A 14,453-nucleotide genomic window follows, 5' to 3' on the forward strand; every position below is an offset into this window, starting at 1 on the left:
GACCTAGTAAAGGAGGCGCCCGCCTATGATAGAAGAAACCGGAAACCAACCATTGAATGATCGACCGCAGGAGATTCCGTCTCAGCCCGAACCCGAGATAAACCCGGGCAGACAGCCTGAACCCGAGATTCGTCCGGATCGCCAGCCCGAACCCGAGATCCTGCCGGATCCAAAGCCGGAGATTCCCCCGGATATCCAGCCGGAGCCTGAGATCGTCCCGGAGAAGATCCCGGAGATTGATCCAGATATGAATCCGCGTGTTCCCAACCCTGGCGAACGAGGGACGCCATAAAAGGTCTGTTCTGTCCATTCAGGTTTGCTAAGTCGCCATGCTGCTGCCAGCCCGTGCGCTGGCAGCTTTTTCGTGTGACAAAGGCGAACAAATTGTGACAATTTGGGGTGTTGAAGCAACAAATCGTATCCGATTGCGTCTATAATGTGACGGTTCCTTAAATCTCATATTTTATGCCATTGGAGGATTTGGTCTGATGAAAGCACCAAAATGGTTGATCGCGTTGTTGGCAGTGGTACTATGCATTCCTGCCCTCAGTGCAAGCCCGGCCTCGACGGCCGCGGCGGAGATTACGATCTATTTGGACGGCAAGCGCGTCCCCAGTGATGTCTCCCCCTACATAATGCCTCCCGGCGTCACAATGGTGCCGATGCGGGTGATCAGCGAATCGATGGGCGCATATGTCGACTGGAACGCTGCGACCAAGACGGTGACGATCCGCAAATCGGGCACGGAAATTATGATGACAGCAGGCTCGCGCGAGGCTACAGTCAAAGCTGATCATATCAGCGTCAATGAAAGAGTGACACTGGATGCACCATCCACATTACGACAGGGAAGAGTGACCGTGCCATTGCGCTTTGTCGGCGAACAGCTCGGATTAACAGTGGATTGGCAAGAGACGGCGCGTGCTGTCCAGCTCTATACCGGGCAGACGCCGACTCCCGGCGAGGGAGCAGGGCAGACAGATGAACTGCGCGGCGTGTGGGTATCGAGCGTGTTCAATCTGGATTGGCCGTCAAGCGGCTCTTATGGCAATCGCGCGGCTCAACAAAGCGAATATATCAAGCTGCTGGATGAACTGCAAGCGATGGGGATGAATGCCGTATTTGTGCAGGTAAGGCCTGCTGCAGATGCTTTGTATCCTTCCCGGATTGTCCCTTGGTCGCGGTTTCTGACCGGCAAGCAGGGTCAGGACCCTGGCTACGACCCGCTTGCATTTGCCGTAGAAGAGGCGCACAAGCGGGGCATGTCATTTCACGCCTGGTTCAATCCGTTCCGTGCGACTACGGACGGCAAGCTGGAAGGGTTGGCCGCCAATCATGTGGCGCTGCAGCACCCGGAATGGATTGTGAACTCGAACAACCGGCATTATATCAACCCTGGCATCCCTGAGGCTCGACAGCATATTATCGATACGATCTTGGAGGTAGTCACGCAGTATGATATCCAGAGTGTCCATCTGGACGACTACTTCTACCCTTCGAGCGGCTTGTTCAATGACGATCTGACGTTCCGGACGCATAATCCCCGGCAGTTCCTGGACAAAGCGGAGTGGCGCCGCGACAACATCAATACCTTCGTCCGCGAGTTGGGGCAAGCTGTAAAAGCAGCCAAGCCGCAAGTCGAATTCGGCATCAGCCCGTTCGGTGTGTGGCGCAATCAGTCTATGGATCCCAGCGGCTCGGCTACAAGGGCCGGAGTAACCGCATATGACAGCATGTCGGCAGATGTGCGGACATGGATCCGGCAGGGCTGGATCGATTATGTCGTGCCGCAGCTGTATTGGAGCATGTCGTTTTCTGCAGCTCGCTATGATACGCTCGTCGATTGGTGGGTACGAGAGGTACAGGGTACAGATGTCGATCTGTACATCGGACATTCGCCATACAAGCTCGGAACGACGGATGCGGGCTGGCACACCGCTCAGGAGATCATCAATCAACTGAAATACAATGACGGATATGACGAGGTTCAGGGCTCAGTCTTTTTCAGCGCCAAGGACCTGCGGCGCAATCCGCTTGGTATTGCGGAGGCGTTGCGGGGCTTTTATCGAGCGTCGTAATATCAATTAGAAATAATCGCTATATTTCACGAAACTTTCCTCCCTCTCATACGTCTAAGATTAATGGCCGTCATCAGAAATCATCTATTTATTAGCAGAAGGAGTCGAAGTATGAAATCACTTAAATCGTTATTGGTTATGTCCATGCTCGCTGTCCCATTATCTGCAGCACCCGCCCCGGCAACCGCCGAGGGGTCAGGGGGCAACAAGCTTGAGCTGACAAAAAACAGCAACATCATGATTTTTAACGGCGAAGAAGTCCGGGCGGCGCAGCCCGTCATCTTCAAGGATGGCGCATCGTTTGTACCGTTAACCGGATTTGCATCCGTGTTTGGCTTCCAGACGAGCTACATCCCCGAGACGAAGGAATCGATCGCCAGCAATGGCGAGCTCGAATATCGCTTTGTACCCGGAAGCGCGGTGATCAAGGTCAATGGCGAAGATGTGACCTCCAGCGGTCCGGTCCATATCCTCAATGGCTCGCTGATGGTGCCGATCCGCACCTGGGCAGAGCTCTCGGGGGCCACGCTGTCGCTGGTCGGCGGCGATATGGTGCTCAAGTGGGAGAATGAAGCAACAGCTGAGTTCGAAGTACAGCCGGGCCGGATCTATGCCGGAGAGACCGTAGTCACTTACATCGACAAAGCGGTACACCCGCACGGACTGGCATGGGTCGACGAGTTGTGGGAAGGACGCCAGGAAGTATTCACGGCGCCTGGCCAATATACCATCACCCGTACGCTGATGGATGAGGAGGGAGTCTGGACGGAGCCGTACTCGGTGACGATCCAGGTCGAGCTTCCCAATCAGCCGCCGGTAGCGGACTTTACGACAGACAAGACAGTATACCGGATCGGCGAGAAGATCAATTATACCGACCTGAGTACCGATGATAATAACGACATCGCCGATGTCAAATGGACCAATCAGAAGCATGCGTACTTCGAACCTGGTGATCATCCGGTCACGCTCGAAGTGAAGGACGGCGAAGGTCTCACCGATACGGTGACCAAGTATATTACCGTAACGGAAGAAGTTCTTTATACGCGTGAAGAATTTGGCCGGATCTATACGCAGCCTGGTGACCTGTACGACACGACCGGCTCCGCGATCCTGAGCTACCGTTCCATCGACTTCACGGCGATCGATCAGCCTGCCCAGATGGTAAGGAGCAATTCGCCGGAGACGCTGACGGAGCCGGGCATCGTCTATGATGATCAGCTGCGTGGGGATACCCGCTTCCTGATCTACAACGATAACGGCGTAGACCGCAACTTCAAGATCTATGTGCTGGCGACGAATAACAACGCGAGCCGCGTCGATATCGACATCACCGCTTACGGTAAAGGCGGACCGCATCAATATTCCACAAATGCCGGCAAGATGTCTACGCTTCGTTATCTGAATTCATATGCGGACCCGAACAACTACGGTTCCATGTCGCTGGCGCCGGGCGAGACCAAGATCGTCCTGCCGGAGATGAGTGAGATTGCCATCAAGCCCAAACAGGTATTTTCTTCCTACTTTGATGTAGCGCATACGGCAAATGTACGCTATCGTGTCGTAGTCGTCGAAGAAAAAGATGATCCGATCAAAGTGTTGTCCAGTCTACGCAATCTGCCGGTAGACAACAAGCATACCCGCGGCACATTTGATGCAGCTGACCGCGTCATTGAGCTCAACAAGCTGGTCGGCACGGATGACAGCCGCCTGGTCATTGGCGATGGCAAGATCGACAGCTATCTCTACGGCATCGATGCCATGTCTGGCGATCTGATGCTCAATATCGGCAACTTTGGCGTCATTTACAAGCTCGTAATGCCGCGGGTAGCGCCGAATACGATGATCGCGCTCAACGCTCGGGGCGGCCATTATACCGGCGGTTTCCTGGTCAATGGCGAGATGGTGGAGGTCACCAAGTACAGCATCCTCAAGGATTCGAATCAGGTTGGCGTGCTGCACCGCACCGGCAACACAGAGGAGAGGGTAGAGATTCTGTTCACACTGGCATCGGGCAGCAACCTGCCGATTAATATGCTGTTCATGCCGATCCCTGCAGAACGTCAATAATACAAAATCCGCAAGATGTACAAACGCCAGCCGGTGAATTCCCGGCTGGCGTTTACTATTCAGGCTCATTGGCGTGATCCCCAGGCGTGTCGTACCCGTAAGTCGGCATAAAGTCGTTGTGCTCGATCAATCCGAGCAGGTCGCAAAGGCGGTAGACGTAGTGAAGCCCCCTTAGCTGTTGCTGAATCTTGAAGTTGAGCTGGTGCAGCGAAGTGCGGGCCACCTCGCGCGCTTGTTCGATCCGGTTATTATCCAGCTCCTGCAAGACATTGCGGATCAGCTCGAGAGAGTAGATCGCCGTCCTCAGCGTTCGGATCAGCAGGATCTTGCGCAGACTGGCGCGGTCGATGATCCGGTAGCCGTTGTCCTGATCGCGAGGCAGCTCGAGCAATCCTTCCTTCTCCCAATGTCGGATGGCGGTGGCGGGGATGCCGGTCTGACGGGAGGCTTGACCGATTGTGAGGCGGGTTCTTCTTGGAGCATCACTTGTCTCATCCAGCTCCTGGCGCTCGAGCAGACGGACAGTCTGCTCTGCGATGAGCTTGTCCTGGTACAGATCGGCCTGTACCTTGCTGATCCGCCACAAAGCCCGATGCACATCGCGCTCCTGCAGATCCATCATGACTTCTTTTATGAGCTCCATCCCGAAGCCGGGATTCATCGCCCGGATGCATTCAAAGTAAGCCAGATGCTCTGCTGTGTACTGCCGATAGCCATTCGCACCACGCGCCGGCTTGGGCACGATGCCCCACTCCTCATAGTGACGAAGCGCGTGAGTGCTGACTTTCAGCTTGCGGGCAATATCGATCGGCCTCATCTTCCTCCCCCTTCCCCCATACATCTTACCACGACAGCGGCAGGTTGATGAAGAAACCTTCGCAGTTCAGTAACCGTCTTATTCTTCCACTGGTCTTGGTACGCTTGATGAACAGCGAAAGCAAGAGCGCGGCGCCAGCGAACATGAGACCGACCGTGAAGGCTTGCTGGACGCCAGCATTCATCGCCAGCGCATCTACGTTGCCTTCTGGCATCTCGGTGAGCTGTGCCACATAACTCTCCGCTCCAGTATTCATGATGCTGATGAACAACGCTACGCCGATCGCGCCCGCGACTTGCTGCAGCGTGTTCAGAATCGCCGTGCCATGAGGATAATAACGTCTTGGCAGTTGATTGAGACCGTTGGTCTGCGTCGGCATCATGATCATCGAGATCGCGACCATCAACAGAATGTGATAGAGCACCAGCGTTGACTGTGTCGTGTCCAGGGAGATCCGGGTAAAGAGCCATGTTATCGTAAAGAGCAGCACAGCCCCGGGAATGACCAGCACACGAGGACCGAATTTGTCGAACAGCTTGCCCGTAATCGGAGACAGGAAGCCGTTCAAGGCGCTGCCTGGGAGCAGCAGCAGGCCGGCTGAGAGCGTCGATAACAGCAGTGCGCCTTGCAGATAGATCGGCAACAGCATCATCGTCGCAAACATGCTCATCATGGCGATGATCAGCAGGACAGTCGAGATCGCGAACATCGGAAACTTGAAGGCCCGGAAGTCCAGCATCGGCGTCTCGGACCGCAGCTGCCGCCAGACGAACAGCGTCAAAGCGATCGCACCTGCGATCAGGGACAAATAGACGTCGGGACTCGTAAACTCGCCGCTTTTGCCGGCGCTGCTGAAGCCGAAGACGATACCGCCAAAACCGATGGTCGAGAGTACGATGGAGAGAATATCGACCTTGGGACGCGTGACCGTCGAGACATTCTTCAGGAAGACCGCGGCAAAGATGACGGAGAATACCGCAAACGGCAGCACAAGGTAGAACAGCCAGCGCCAGTCAAAGGTCTCCAGGATCAATCCGGAGAGCGTCGGCCCGATCGCCGGCGCGAACATGATGACCAGACCCATACTGCCCATGGCGGCTCCGCGCTTCTCGGGCGGGTACAAGACAAGGATGGTGTTCATCATCACCGGCAGCATCAGACCGGTTCCGAGCGCCTGGATGATGCGACCCACCAACAGAATCTCGAAGCCTGGCGCAAGCGCACAGACCAGCGTCCCCACTGTGAACAGGCTCATCGCACCCAGGAACATCTGACGGGTCGTAAACCACTGCACCAGCAAGGCGGTTACCGGGATCAGGATGCCGACCACCAGCAGATAACCTGTCGAGAGCCACTGTATTGTCGGGTAGCTGACTCCAAGCTCGATCGTCAGAGGGACAAAAGCGATATTGAGCAGCGTTTCATTAAGAATCGAGAAAAAAGCGCCAATAATGAGCGAGATCAGAATGGGCAGTCGCTTGACATTGCCCAGATCCTGGGTCTGCGGCATGGCGGCCGCAGGGGCGGTATTCACAGCGGGTTCCTCCTATCAAAACCATATATTGTCTACGAGAGATAATTATAAATTAATAACTATTATGAATCAATAGCCTTTTTCTTGACCTTGTGTTAAAATTTACGTACTTAGAACGGAGGGTGGGGACAGGATGAGAGACGAGACGCTGCAGGAGCTGTCGGAGCACTTTGTCGTAATTATCCCGCTTCTGCAGAGACATGTATTTGACAAGCTGGCCTTGCCGGAAACCTCGCCCAAGCGTCTGCCGCCGGCGGCCTACCGGGTGCTGATGCTCGTATATGAGCTCGGCTGCGCCACGGTGTCCGATCTCTCCTCGCGTCTGCAGATCACCCGCTCCAATATGTCCCCGCTGCTCGACAAGCTGGAGAAGCATGAAATGATCGTCAGGAAAAGCAGCGAGACCGACCGGCGTATCGTCATCATCGAGCTGGCTCCTGCCGGAGAGACCCTGTGCCGCTCCTGTCATGAACAGATGTCCCAGCGCTTCAAGGAGATGCTCACGAGCCTGGAGGATGAAGATCTTACGGACCTGTCGCTGCATATGGCCAAGCTCAAATCGATTCTGATCAAAGCCAGCGGGGAGAATCGTACCACGTAGAAAGGTTATTCCACTTGTTTGATGCTGAATGCGCATTCACCACCAAATCAGGGAGGGCGTCCGATGATTGTTAGAACCTATGCTGATAAGATCGTCATGACAGAGCAGCACAACCATGCCTTGCTGGCGGGCGAGTTGGCCAGCCAGCTGCGTCATCCGTTATATGGAGATTCGGCGAGGAGAGATGAGGTGCTCCTGGCCATCCGTCAACATGACAGGGGATGGAGGATGCTGGATGAGACGCCGGTCTGGAATGACCGGGAGGAGCTGCCGTTTTCCTTCCAGGACTATCCGATGCTGCCCAAGCTGCTGATGTACAAGTCAGGCATAGATGAGGTCGAGGCGATGAACGGCTATGCCGGATTATTGTGCAGTATGTATTACAGCTCCTTTGAGCCGATCCGCAAAGGGGAAGGGCCTGGAACGCAGGCATTTTATAACACGGAGATGGAACGGCAGGAGCGGCTGTCGCGCTGGCTGGGTTATCCCGACAGAAGTCTGCTGGCCCACCATTACGATCTGCTGCAGCTGTGCGACGGTTTATCGCTTTATATCTGTTTCAACGAACCCGGCGTCAGCAAGGAGGATGAGCATCCATGGTACCGCGAAGCGATCGGCTCGCTTGGCGGCGTCACTTATGCCGCCAGATGGGCCGGCAAGGAGGAGGTTGTCGTCACGCCCAGCCCGTTTGCCAGAAGCTTCCGGACGACCATCCGCAGTAAACGGATATCGATGGATGCGCGGCGGCGGCTAGGGATCGGCGAAGCATACAAGCAGGCGCCGTATATTGAGCAGACCGTGTGCTTTACCGCTTCGCCGTGACCCTGACTAGAAGATGATGAATGCGGCAACCGCGGCCAGCACCGATGCGCGCTTCATGACCACTTTGAAAGTGTTGGGCACGTGTTTCGTAAGGAATTGCTCCGACTGGAGCCATATGAGCAGGTCCGAGATATCCATACTCTTTGACGCCCCTTAGGATTTGCGAAACTTGCGATAGTATAGTACGGAAAGCACGACAGCGCCGATCGCCAGTCCGGCATAGACGACATTGGAATAGATATCCATGTAATGAAGCACGCTATCCCATGAATCTCCCAGCGCTGCGCCGATCATGACGAGGATCGTGTTCCACGCCAGCGTACCAATCGTCGTGAAGAGCAGAAACAGCCAGAAACGCATATTGGACATGCCTGCAGGGATAGAGATCAGAGACCGCACCAGCGGCACCATCCTGCAGAACAGCACCGTCCAGTAGCCGTATTTGTCGAACCAGGCATCCGCACGATGGATATCTGATCGCTTGATCCTCAGGATATGGCCGTACCGGTCGACGATCTTCTCCAGCCGCTCCACGTCGATGAGCAGCCCGATGCCATATAGGATGACTGCCCCGCCCACGGATCCCGCCGTAGCGAACAGGATGACGCCGGGCGCGCTCATACCGGTATAAGTCGTCATAAAGCCTCCGAAGGTCAGGATAATCTCCGAGGGGATCGGCGGGAAAAGATTTTCTACCGCGATCATCAGCAGAATCCCCCAATATCCATACTGCTCCATAAACTCCGTAATCCAGTTTTCCACTTGTGCGCCTTCTTTCGTTCGGTTAATACCAGAATGTGCGGATATGCCGCCAATAGTCACGATGTAGGCTTGTCCGCTCTTAGTCTGCAAAACGGGTGTGATCCCATTCTAGCAAGTCGATCAAAGCACGTCCATGGACTGAAGTCCAATACGAGAAGAGACGGGGGGATAAAAAATTGCAGTTGACATTGATAGTGATTATCATTATCTTTAATAGAGTGAAATCAGATCTAGGGTAGATTGCGTTCGATCCATACATCAAGGGGGAAATCTTATGTTTAATCGGCAAAAACCAACTAAGGGAACTAAGCTGCGAGCGCTTCTTGCAGTGACACTTATGAGCTCGCTGTTGGCAGCGTGCGGTGGCGATAACGGCAATAGCCACGTTAACGGCAACAACGACGGAAACGGCAACTCTGGTGGCGAAACGGCCCAGGAACTGGTGCTGACGGATGCTGCAGGTGTGGAAGTGACGATCCCAGCCGGTCCGCAGCGAGTACTGGCTTCCTATCTGGAAGACTATCTGATCGCGCTCGATGTCAAGCCGGTTGCCCAGTGGTCAGTGGCTAACGGCACGCTTGCTTACTTGTCCGATGAGCTGGACGGGATCCCGCCGATCCCCTATGATCTGCCGCTGGAAGTTGTGAACGAGATGGCGCCCGACTTCATCATTCTCGGGGATGATACCCAGGCTGCCGAAGGCAAACAGACCGAGCTGGCCAAGATTGCCCCGACTTATCTGCTGGGCAGCGAGACGGTGAAGGACTGGCGGCAGGCGCTGACCAAGATCGGCGAGCTGCTGCAGCGCGAGGAGCAGGCTGCCGCTGTATTGGAGGCGTATGACATGCAAGTGGCGGAAGCGAAGGCTGCGATCGATGCGGCCGCGCCTGGCGAATCGGCGGCTATCCTGTGGCTGGTAAGTCAAACGTTCTACTTGGTGGATGAGACAGTGGCTAGCGGGGCTGTATTGTATGGCGATCTGGGTCTGAGGCCGCCGAATCTGGTGACGGACATCCCTGTGGAGAATCGGGCAAGCTGGAATCCGATCTCGCTGGAGGCGCTGGCCGGTATGGACGCGGACCATATCTTCCTGATCAACAGCGACGGAGCCGATCCGGAAGGGCTGGATACGCCGATCTGGGACAACCTGCCTGCAGTTCAGGCGGGGAACGTGTACGAGTTTACACGCGAGACAAGCTGGCTATACAGCGGACCAATCGCCTCACAACAAACGTTGTCGGATACCGTAGAGCGACTTGCCCCTTAATCCGGCCTGCATGAAGCCTGTTAAATAGCTGACGTCAGCTTTCTTAACAGGTTTTTTTGTTGTATACTCTTCTCGAAAAGAAACTCGAACAACCTGAGGCTGATAAAGCCGGAAAACTGCTCCTCCATGCGGAAGTCAGGCAGTTTCAGTCTAAAAAGGTCGGGTTAATAGCTAATTAGCGCGATTCGTCTGTATCTATTTTTAGATGATTTGAGGGGAGAGGGCGAGAGAAATGGATAGAAATCAGACGATGATGCAATTTTTTGAGTGGTTCGTGCAACCGGATGGGGAGCACTGGAACCGCTTGAAGGCGCAAGCTCCCGAACTTCAGGCCAGAGGGATTACTGCAGTATGGATCCCGCCTGCTACCAAGGGCCAGTCCGAGCACGACACGGGATATGGCATTTACGACTTGTACGACCTTGGCGAGTTCGATCAAAAGGGCACTGTCCGTACCAAGTACGGCACCAAGGAACAACTGCTGGAGGCAGTCAGCGTATGCCGGGAGCACGGGATTGCCGTGTACGCCGACCTGGTGATGAACCATAAAGCGGGAGCTGATGAGACCGAGACGTTCGAGGTCATCGAAGTCAATGATGAGAACCGTCATGAGGAGGTCTCCGAGCCATTCACGATCGAGGGCTGGACCCGGTTTACGTTTCCGGGACGAGGCGATACGTATTCGCCATTCAAATGGAGCTATGAGCACTTCAACGGCACCGACTTCGATGCAAGCTCTGATCGCTCTGGCATCTTCCGAATCGTGCATGGCGATAAGCAGTGGAATGATAATGTAGATGACAGATTCGGCAACTATGATTATCTGATGTTTGCCAATATCGATTATCATCACGAGCAGGTCAGGGAAGAGATGATCCGCTGGGGGCACTGGATCGCGGATACGCTGCAATGCGGCGGTTTCCGGCTGGATGCGATCAAGCATATCGATTATGAGTTTATCCGCCAATTCGCGGATGAGGTGGGCGGCTCCCGCGGCGAAACGTTCTTCATCGTCGGCGAATTCTGGAACGAGGATCCGGACCAGTGCAGGGCATTCCTGGAGAAGCTGGATTACCGCATCTCGCTCTTCGATGTCTCTCTCCATTACAAGCTACACGAGGCTTCAGTGGCCGGAGCGGACTATGATCTGACGGCACTCTTCCACCATAATCTCGTCGACACGCATCCGATGAACGCCGTGACCTTCGTCGACAATCATGACACACAGCCGGGAGAAGCGCTTGAATCGTGGGTAGGCGACGGCTTCAAACAGAGCGCATATGCGATTATCCTGCTCCGGGAAGGCGGCTATCCTTGTGTATTCTATGGCGATTATTTCGGGATCGGAGGCGAGGATCCAATCCCTGACAAGAAGGAAGCGATTGACCCTCTCTTATATGCCCGTTATCATAAAGCTTATGGAGAGCAGGAAGACTACCTGGACCATCCTAGTACAGTGGGGTGGGTGCGCCGCGGGGTACCGGAGTTCGAACGCTCCGGCTGTGCCGTTGTCATCTCCAATGACAAGGAAGGCTTTAAGCATATGTTTGTGGGTGAGCAGCGGGCTGGCGAGATCTGGCTTGATCTGACCAATACGAGAGATGACCGTGTCGAGATCGGCGAGGATGGATGGGCAGACTTTCCGGTGAACGGCTGCTCGCTCTCGGTATGGGCGCTGCCGGAGTTTGATGTAGATTAAAATTGCTGGAGGGATGGCGGATGTATCTAGGACTGGCAGGCAAACGTGCAGTCGTAACCGGAGGAAGCAAAGGGATCGGCCTCGCTACGGCACTGCAGCTGGCTGCTGAAGGAGCGGATGTAGTCATCGTGGCGCGGCGCCCTGAGCCGCTGCAGGAGGCGGTTCGTCAGATCAAGGAGCAGACGGGGCGGGATATCTATGGCGTAACAGGCGATGTAGCCGATGCGGAGTCGGTGACCAACGCGGTCGCAGAAGCGGTTGCCAGACTCGGCGGCATCGACATCCTGATCAATAATGCGGGGACATCGGCAGCTCGTCCGTTTGACCAGGTGTCAGACGAGAGCTGGGCGGATGATCTGGACCTCAAAGTGTTCGGTGCGATCCGCTTCACGCGAGGAATCCTGCCCCATATGAAGCAGGCAGGCGGCGGTGCGATCGTCAATGTTACGGCAATCGGCGGCAAGACGCCGTCCGGCGGCTCGCTGCCCAGCTCGGTCAGCCGGGCCGCCGGCATGGCTTTGACCAAAGCCATGAGCAAGGATCTGGCAGCCTACGGCATCCGCGTCAACACAGTTTGTATCGGTTCGATCCGCAGTGAGCAGGTTGAACGAATGTGGCAGGAGAGTTCGCCGGAGCAGACTTGGGAGGAGTATGCTAAGGACGCCCGGCACGGGATCCCGCTCGGCCGGATCGGCGAACCGGACGAGGCTGCACGCGTAATTGCATTTCTGGTGTCGGAAGCTGCTTCCTATGTCAGCGGCACCTCGGTCAATATCGACGGCGGCAAGTCTGCCGTGATGTAAGTTACCGCAGCGGGGCAGCCTGTTCGACTGTCCGGATCCGCTGCTGCTGCACGGCTGCAAGACGCCCGCTGACGCGGGCGGTCTCCTGCTGCAGATTGCGCAGCACCGGCCGCAGCGCATGGATAGCATGGCTGACGCGATCAGACGATTCCTTGATCCTGCCCTGGACCATCCAATCGACGATCAGGCCGTCGAAGAAATAGTCGGCAAAGGTGAGGAAGCCGCTGCCCAGATCAAGCTCGATGCCCTCAAACGATCGAACGTCAGTCATCTCCTGCTGGAAGCGGGCGACGAGATGCTGCGCCTGATGGATCCGCTCCCTGGCATCGTCCATATGGCCGCGCTTAATCATCGTCGAGATGGTGCCGCCGCCGATCATGTCCCAGGTACCCCACTGTTTGGCTTTGGAGAGGCTCTCCATAGCCTGGTCCAAAGCGCCCCGCAATTGCTCACCTGCCCCCAAAGCCTCATTCAATTCCTTTAATTCCACCTTCAACTCATTCTCTTCATCTGTGATAGCGTCAAGCGCATCTCTGTATTCGTGATAATGCTCCCGGATCAGCGCTTTCTTCCTGGCGAATAGTTCGTCGTATTCATGTTCGGCAGTATAGACGTCCGACAGCAGATTTCTCAGCTCCGCCAGCTCCTCCCTCAGTTGAGCCGTCTCGGCTACGGCTTGATCATACTGCAGCTTGGCCCGGACGATATCCTGCTGTTCCTTGTCGATGCGTTCCTGCTTGGTGCCGACCACGGTGTAGAATAAATTGGCCAGTGAAAGGCTGTTCAACTTGGTCAGATCTTCTTTTTCTTCCTTCAGCTTGCGTTCCAGTCGGCTTTCGATGAGTTCCTGCTGATGCAGCTGTTTCGTATATTCCTGAATTTGGCGTTCCCATTTTTGCTTATGGCGCCTGCGCTCTGCGGCTGTCTGCAAGCGATCGTTCAGCATCGTCAATTGGTCGTTCATGAGTTGCTCCTCTCAGCAGAAGCATCTATCGACACTTCTTGTTTTGTTCATATATTACGTATTGGCAAGGCAGTAGGATTCACCGATGTGGGTGTACGCCCACGCATGCAGGCTGATGCCCGCATAGGCTAATACCGGGAGAGAACAATGGGAGGGGGCGGATCAGATGGTCTGGTACCCAGATGCGAAGCCGGAAAGAAGAAAAACCTTGGCAGGCAGATCGCAAAAAAGCTACAAATCCAAAAAGCGTGCGGTAACCGTTCCAGCGGTAACTGACGATCCTGCAGCCGATCAGACGCCTGCGTCCCCAATCATTGCCCCGAGCGCTGCGTCCGAAAAAGCTGTTCAAAACGGCATTAGTTCCGAGGATATTGTCCTTTGGGCAGCGGTGGTGACGGTTATCGGAGATTCGCTTGCGCTGTTGGCTTTGTTGAAAGCACGGCAGGAAGGCACTGATAGCTGACTTGTCGATTCTGAGAAAATCATCAGGAATCGAAGCGTATTCAGCCGGACACGGAAATGATAAAATAGATACAGACCTAGATATGGGAGGGATAGTAATGAATAGCGATTCTACGGCAGACTACCCGCACAGCGCCAGAGATCTGTATGAGCAGATCAACCGGCTGTGCTTGTCTTTGCCGGAAGCAAGCGAGCGGACAAGCCACGGCGCGCCTACCTTTTTTATCAAGGACAAGCTTTCCTTTGCCCAGTATCATATCAATCATCATGGCGACGGCAAGATTGCGCTCTGGTGTGCTGCTCCGGCAGGCATCCAGCAGGTGCTCGTCGATGCGAATCCCGGGCAATACTTCGTACCTGCCTATGTGGGCCATCTCGGCTGGATCGGGATCCGCTTGGACAAGCCGGTTCGCTGGCGGGAGATCGAAGGCGTTATCCTCGACGCCTATGTGACGCGGGCCCCCAAGACGCTGAAGGATCGGGTATTGGAGCAGTACGCCAAGCCGCACTAACCGATAGCATGCAAGAACATCCGCTTTCCTTGACGGGATAGCGGATGTTTTGTCTGTATGGT

General features: G+C 55.2%; 15 protein-coding genes. 10 read left to right on the plus strand and 5 right to left on the minus strand.

Annotated features, from left to right (window positions below):
- Positions 1-25: 25 nt before the first annotated feature.
- The 3 genes from ABC336_RS29705 (at position 26) to ABC336_RS29715 (ending at position 4,148) form a co-directional block, all read left to right on the plus strand.
- Entirely contained in the window at positions 26-292 is a 267-nt protein-coding gene (locus ABC336_RS29705; RefSeq protein WP_413242104.1) for a hypothetical protein, read from the plus strand.
- 196 nt (positions 293-488) lie between these two features.
- Positions 489-2,078: a family 10 glycosylhydrolase gene (locus ABC336_RS29710; RefSeq protein WP_413242105.1), complete on the plus strand. Its 1,590-nt coding sequence runs from the start codon at positions 489-491 to the stop codon at positions 2,076-2,078.
- 111 nt (positions 2,079-2,189) lie between these two features.
- Positions 2,190-4,148 carry a stalk domain-containing protein gene (locus tag ABC336_RS29715; protein ID WP_413242106.1) on the plus strand — a complete coding sequence of 653 codons (1,959 nt, stop codon included), beginning with the start codon at positions 2,190-2,192 and terminating at the stop codon, positions 4,146-4,148.
- A 55-nt stretch (positions 4,149-4,203) separates the two neighbouring features.
- On the opposite strand, the gene ABC336_RS29720 is transcribed toward ABC336_RS29715, so the two are convergent.
- Positions 4,204-4,965, minus strand: a complete 762-nt coding sequence (locus ABC336_RS29720) for a MerR family transcriptional regulator (protein ID WP_413242107.1) — start codon at positions 4,963-4,965, stop codon at positions 4,204-4,206.
- A 25-nt stretch (positions 4,966-4,990) separates the two neighbouring features.
- Positions 4,991-6,475 (minus strand): MDR family MFS transporter, encoded by a 1,485-nt coding sequence (locus ABC336_RS29725; protein WP_413242641.1) that lies wholly within the window; start codon positions 6,473-6,475, stop codon positions 4,991-4,993.
- Between the two features lie 157 nt (positions 6,476-6,632).
- On the opposite strand from ABC336_RS29725, the gene ABC336_RS29730 reads away from it, so the two are divergent.
- Positions 6,633-7,100: a MarR family transcriptional regulator gene (locus tag ABC336_RS29730; RefSeq protein ID WP_413242108.1), complete on the plus strand. Its 468-nt coding sequence runs from the start codon at positions 6,633-6,635 to the stop codon at positions 7,098-7,100.
- A 63-nt stretch (positions 7,101-7,163) separates the two neighbouring features.
- Positions 7,164-7,922 carry a DUF3891 family protein gene (locus tag ABC336_RS29735; RefSeq protein WP_413242109.1) on the plus strand — a complete coding sequence of 253 codons (759 nt, stop codon included), beginning with the start codon at positions 7,164-7,166 and terminating at the stop codon, positions 7,920-7,922.
- A 6-nt stretch (positions 7,923-7,928) separates the two neighbouring features.
- Here the strand turns inward: ABC336_RS29735 and ABC336_RS29740 are convergent, their stop codons facing one another.
- Complete coding sequence (locus tag ABC336_RS29740) at positions 7,929-8,060, minus strand: hypothetical protein (RefSeq protein ID WP_413242110.1); 132 nt, start codon at positions 8,058-8,060, stop codon at positions 7,929-7,931.
- A 15-nt stretch (positions 8,061-8,075) separates the two neighbouring features.
- Entirely contained in the window at positions 8,076-8,684 is a 609-nt protein-coding gene (locus ABC336_RS29745; protein ID WP_413242111.1) for a DedA family protein, read from the minus strand.
- 274 nt (positions 8,685-8,958) lie between these two features.
- Between ABC336_RS29745 and ABC336_RS29750 the strand changes: the two genes are divergently transcribed.
- The 3 genes from ABC336_RS29750 to ABC336_RS29760 all read left to right on the plus strand — a co-directional run bounded on the left by ABC336_RS29750 (position 8,959) and on the right by ABC336_RS29760 (position 12,453).
- A complete protein-coding gene (locus ABC336_RS29750; RefSeq protein WP_413242112.1) occupies positions 8,959-9,951 on the plus strand; it encodes an ABC transporter substrate-binding protein in 993 nt (330 codons plus the stop codon).
- Between the two features lie 232 nt (positions 9,952-10,183).
- Positions 10,184-11,650, plus strand: a complete 1,467-nt coding sequence (locus tag ABC336_RS29755) for an alpha-amylase (RefSeq protein WP_413242113.1) — start codon at positions 10,184-10,186, stop codon at positions 11,648-11,650.
- Positions 11,651-11,670: 20 nt separating this feature from the next.
- Positions 11,671-12,453 (plus strand): SDR family NAD(P)-dependent oxidoreductase, encoded by a 783-nt coding sequence (locus tag ABC336_RS29760; RefSeq protein ID WP_413242114.1) that lies wholly within the window; start codon positions 11,671-11,673, stop codon positions 12,451-12,453.
- A gap of 1 nt (position 12,454) precedes the next feature.
- Here ABC336_RS29760 and ABC336_RS29765 read toward each other — a convergent pair whose 3' ends face one another.
- A complete protein-coding gene (locus tag ABC336_RS29765; RefSeq protein ID WP_413242115.1) occupies positions 12,455-13,417 on the minus strand; it encodes a hypothetical protein in 963 nt (320 codons plus the stop codon).
- 166 nt (positions 13,418-13,583) lie between these two features.
- Between ABC336_RS29765 and ABC336_RS29770 the strand changes: the two genes are divergently transcribed.
- Both ABC336_RS29770 and ABC336_RS29775 read left to right on the plus strand, forming a co-directional pair.
- Entirely contained in the window at positions 13,584-13,880 is a 297-nt protein-coding gene (locus ABC336_RS29770; protein ID WP_413242116.1) for a hypothetical protein, read from the plus strand.
- Positions 13,881-13,977: 97 nt separating this feature from the next.
- Positions 13,978-14,391 (plus strand): MmcQ/YjbR family DNA-binding protein, encoded by a 414-nt coding sequence (locus ABC336_RS29775; RefSeq protein WP_413242117.1) that lies wholly within the window; start codon positions 13,978-13,980, stop codon positions 14,389-14,391.
- Positions 14,392-14,453 lie beyond the last annotated feature (62 nt).

This window comes from Paenibacillus jepli (assembly GCF_047238105.1).
Taxonomy (GTDB): Bacteria; Bacillota; Bacilli; order Paenibacillales; family Paenibacillaceae; genus Paenibacillus_D.

What these genes read in the sequence shown, in the direction of transcription:
- ABC336_RS29705 (WP_413242104.1), top strand. Translation starts at nt 26, where the DNA reads ATGATAGAAGAAACCGGAAACCAACCATTGAATGATCGACCGCAGGAG.
- ABC336_RS29710 (WP_413242105.1), top strand. Translation starts at nt 489, where the DNA reads ATGAAAGCACCAAAATGGTTGATCGCGTTGTTGGCAGTGGTACTATGC.
- ABC336_RS29715 (WP_413242106.1), top strand. Translation starts at nt 2,190, where the DNA reads ATGAAATCACTTAAATCGTTATTGGTTATGTCCATGCTCGCTGTCCCA.
- ABC336_RS29720 (WP_413242107.1), bottom strand. Translation starts at nt 4,965, where the DNA reads ATGAGGCCGATCGATATTGCCCGCAAGCTGAAAGTCAGCACTCACGCG.
- ABC336_RS29725 (WP_413242641.1), bottom strand. Translation starts at nt 6,475, where the DNA reads ATGCCGCAGACCCAGGATCTGGGCAATGTCAAGCGACTGCCCATTCTG.
- ABC336_RS29730 (WP_413242108.1), top strand. Translation starts at nt 6,633, where the DNA reads ATGAGAGACGAGACGCTGCAGGAGCTGTCGGAGCACTTTGTCGTAATT.
- ABC336_RS29735 (WP_413242109.1), top strand. Translation starts at nt 7,164, where the DNA reads ATGATTGTTAGAACCTATGCTGATAAGATCGTCATGACAGAGCAGCAC.
- ABC336_RS29740 (WP_413242110.1), bottom strand. Translation starts at nt 8,060, where the DNA reads ATGGATATCTCGGACCTGCTCATATGGCTCCAGTCGGAGCAATTCCTT.
- ABC336_RS29750 (WP_413242112.1), top strand. Translation starts at nt 8,959, where the DNA reads ATGTTTAATCGGCAAAAACCAACTAAGGGAACTAAGCTGCGAGCGCTT.
- ABC336_RS29755 (WP_413242113.1), top strand. Translation starts at nt 10,184, where the DNA reads ATGGATAGAAATCAGACGATGATGCAATTTTTTGAGTGGTTCGTGCAA.
- ABC336_RS29760 (WP_413242114.1), top strand. Translation starts at nt 11,671, where the DNA reads ATGTATCTAGGACTGGCAGGCAAACGTGCAGTCGTAACCGGAGGAAGC.
- ABC336_RS29765 (WP_413242115.1), bottom strand. Translation starts at nt 13,417, where the DNA reads ATGAACGACCAATTGACGATGCTGAACGATCGCTTGCAGACAGCCGCA.
- ABC336_RS29770 (WP_413242116.1), top strand. Translation starts at nt 13,584, where the DNA reads ATGGTCTGGTACCCAGATGCGAAGCCGGAAAGAAGAAAAACCTTGGCA.
- ABC336_RS29775 (WP_413242117.1), top strand. Translation starts at nt 13,978, where the DNA reads ATGAATAGCGATTCTACGGCAGACTACCCGCACAGCGCCAGAGATCTG.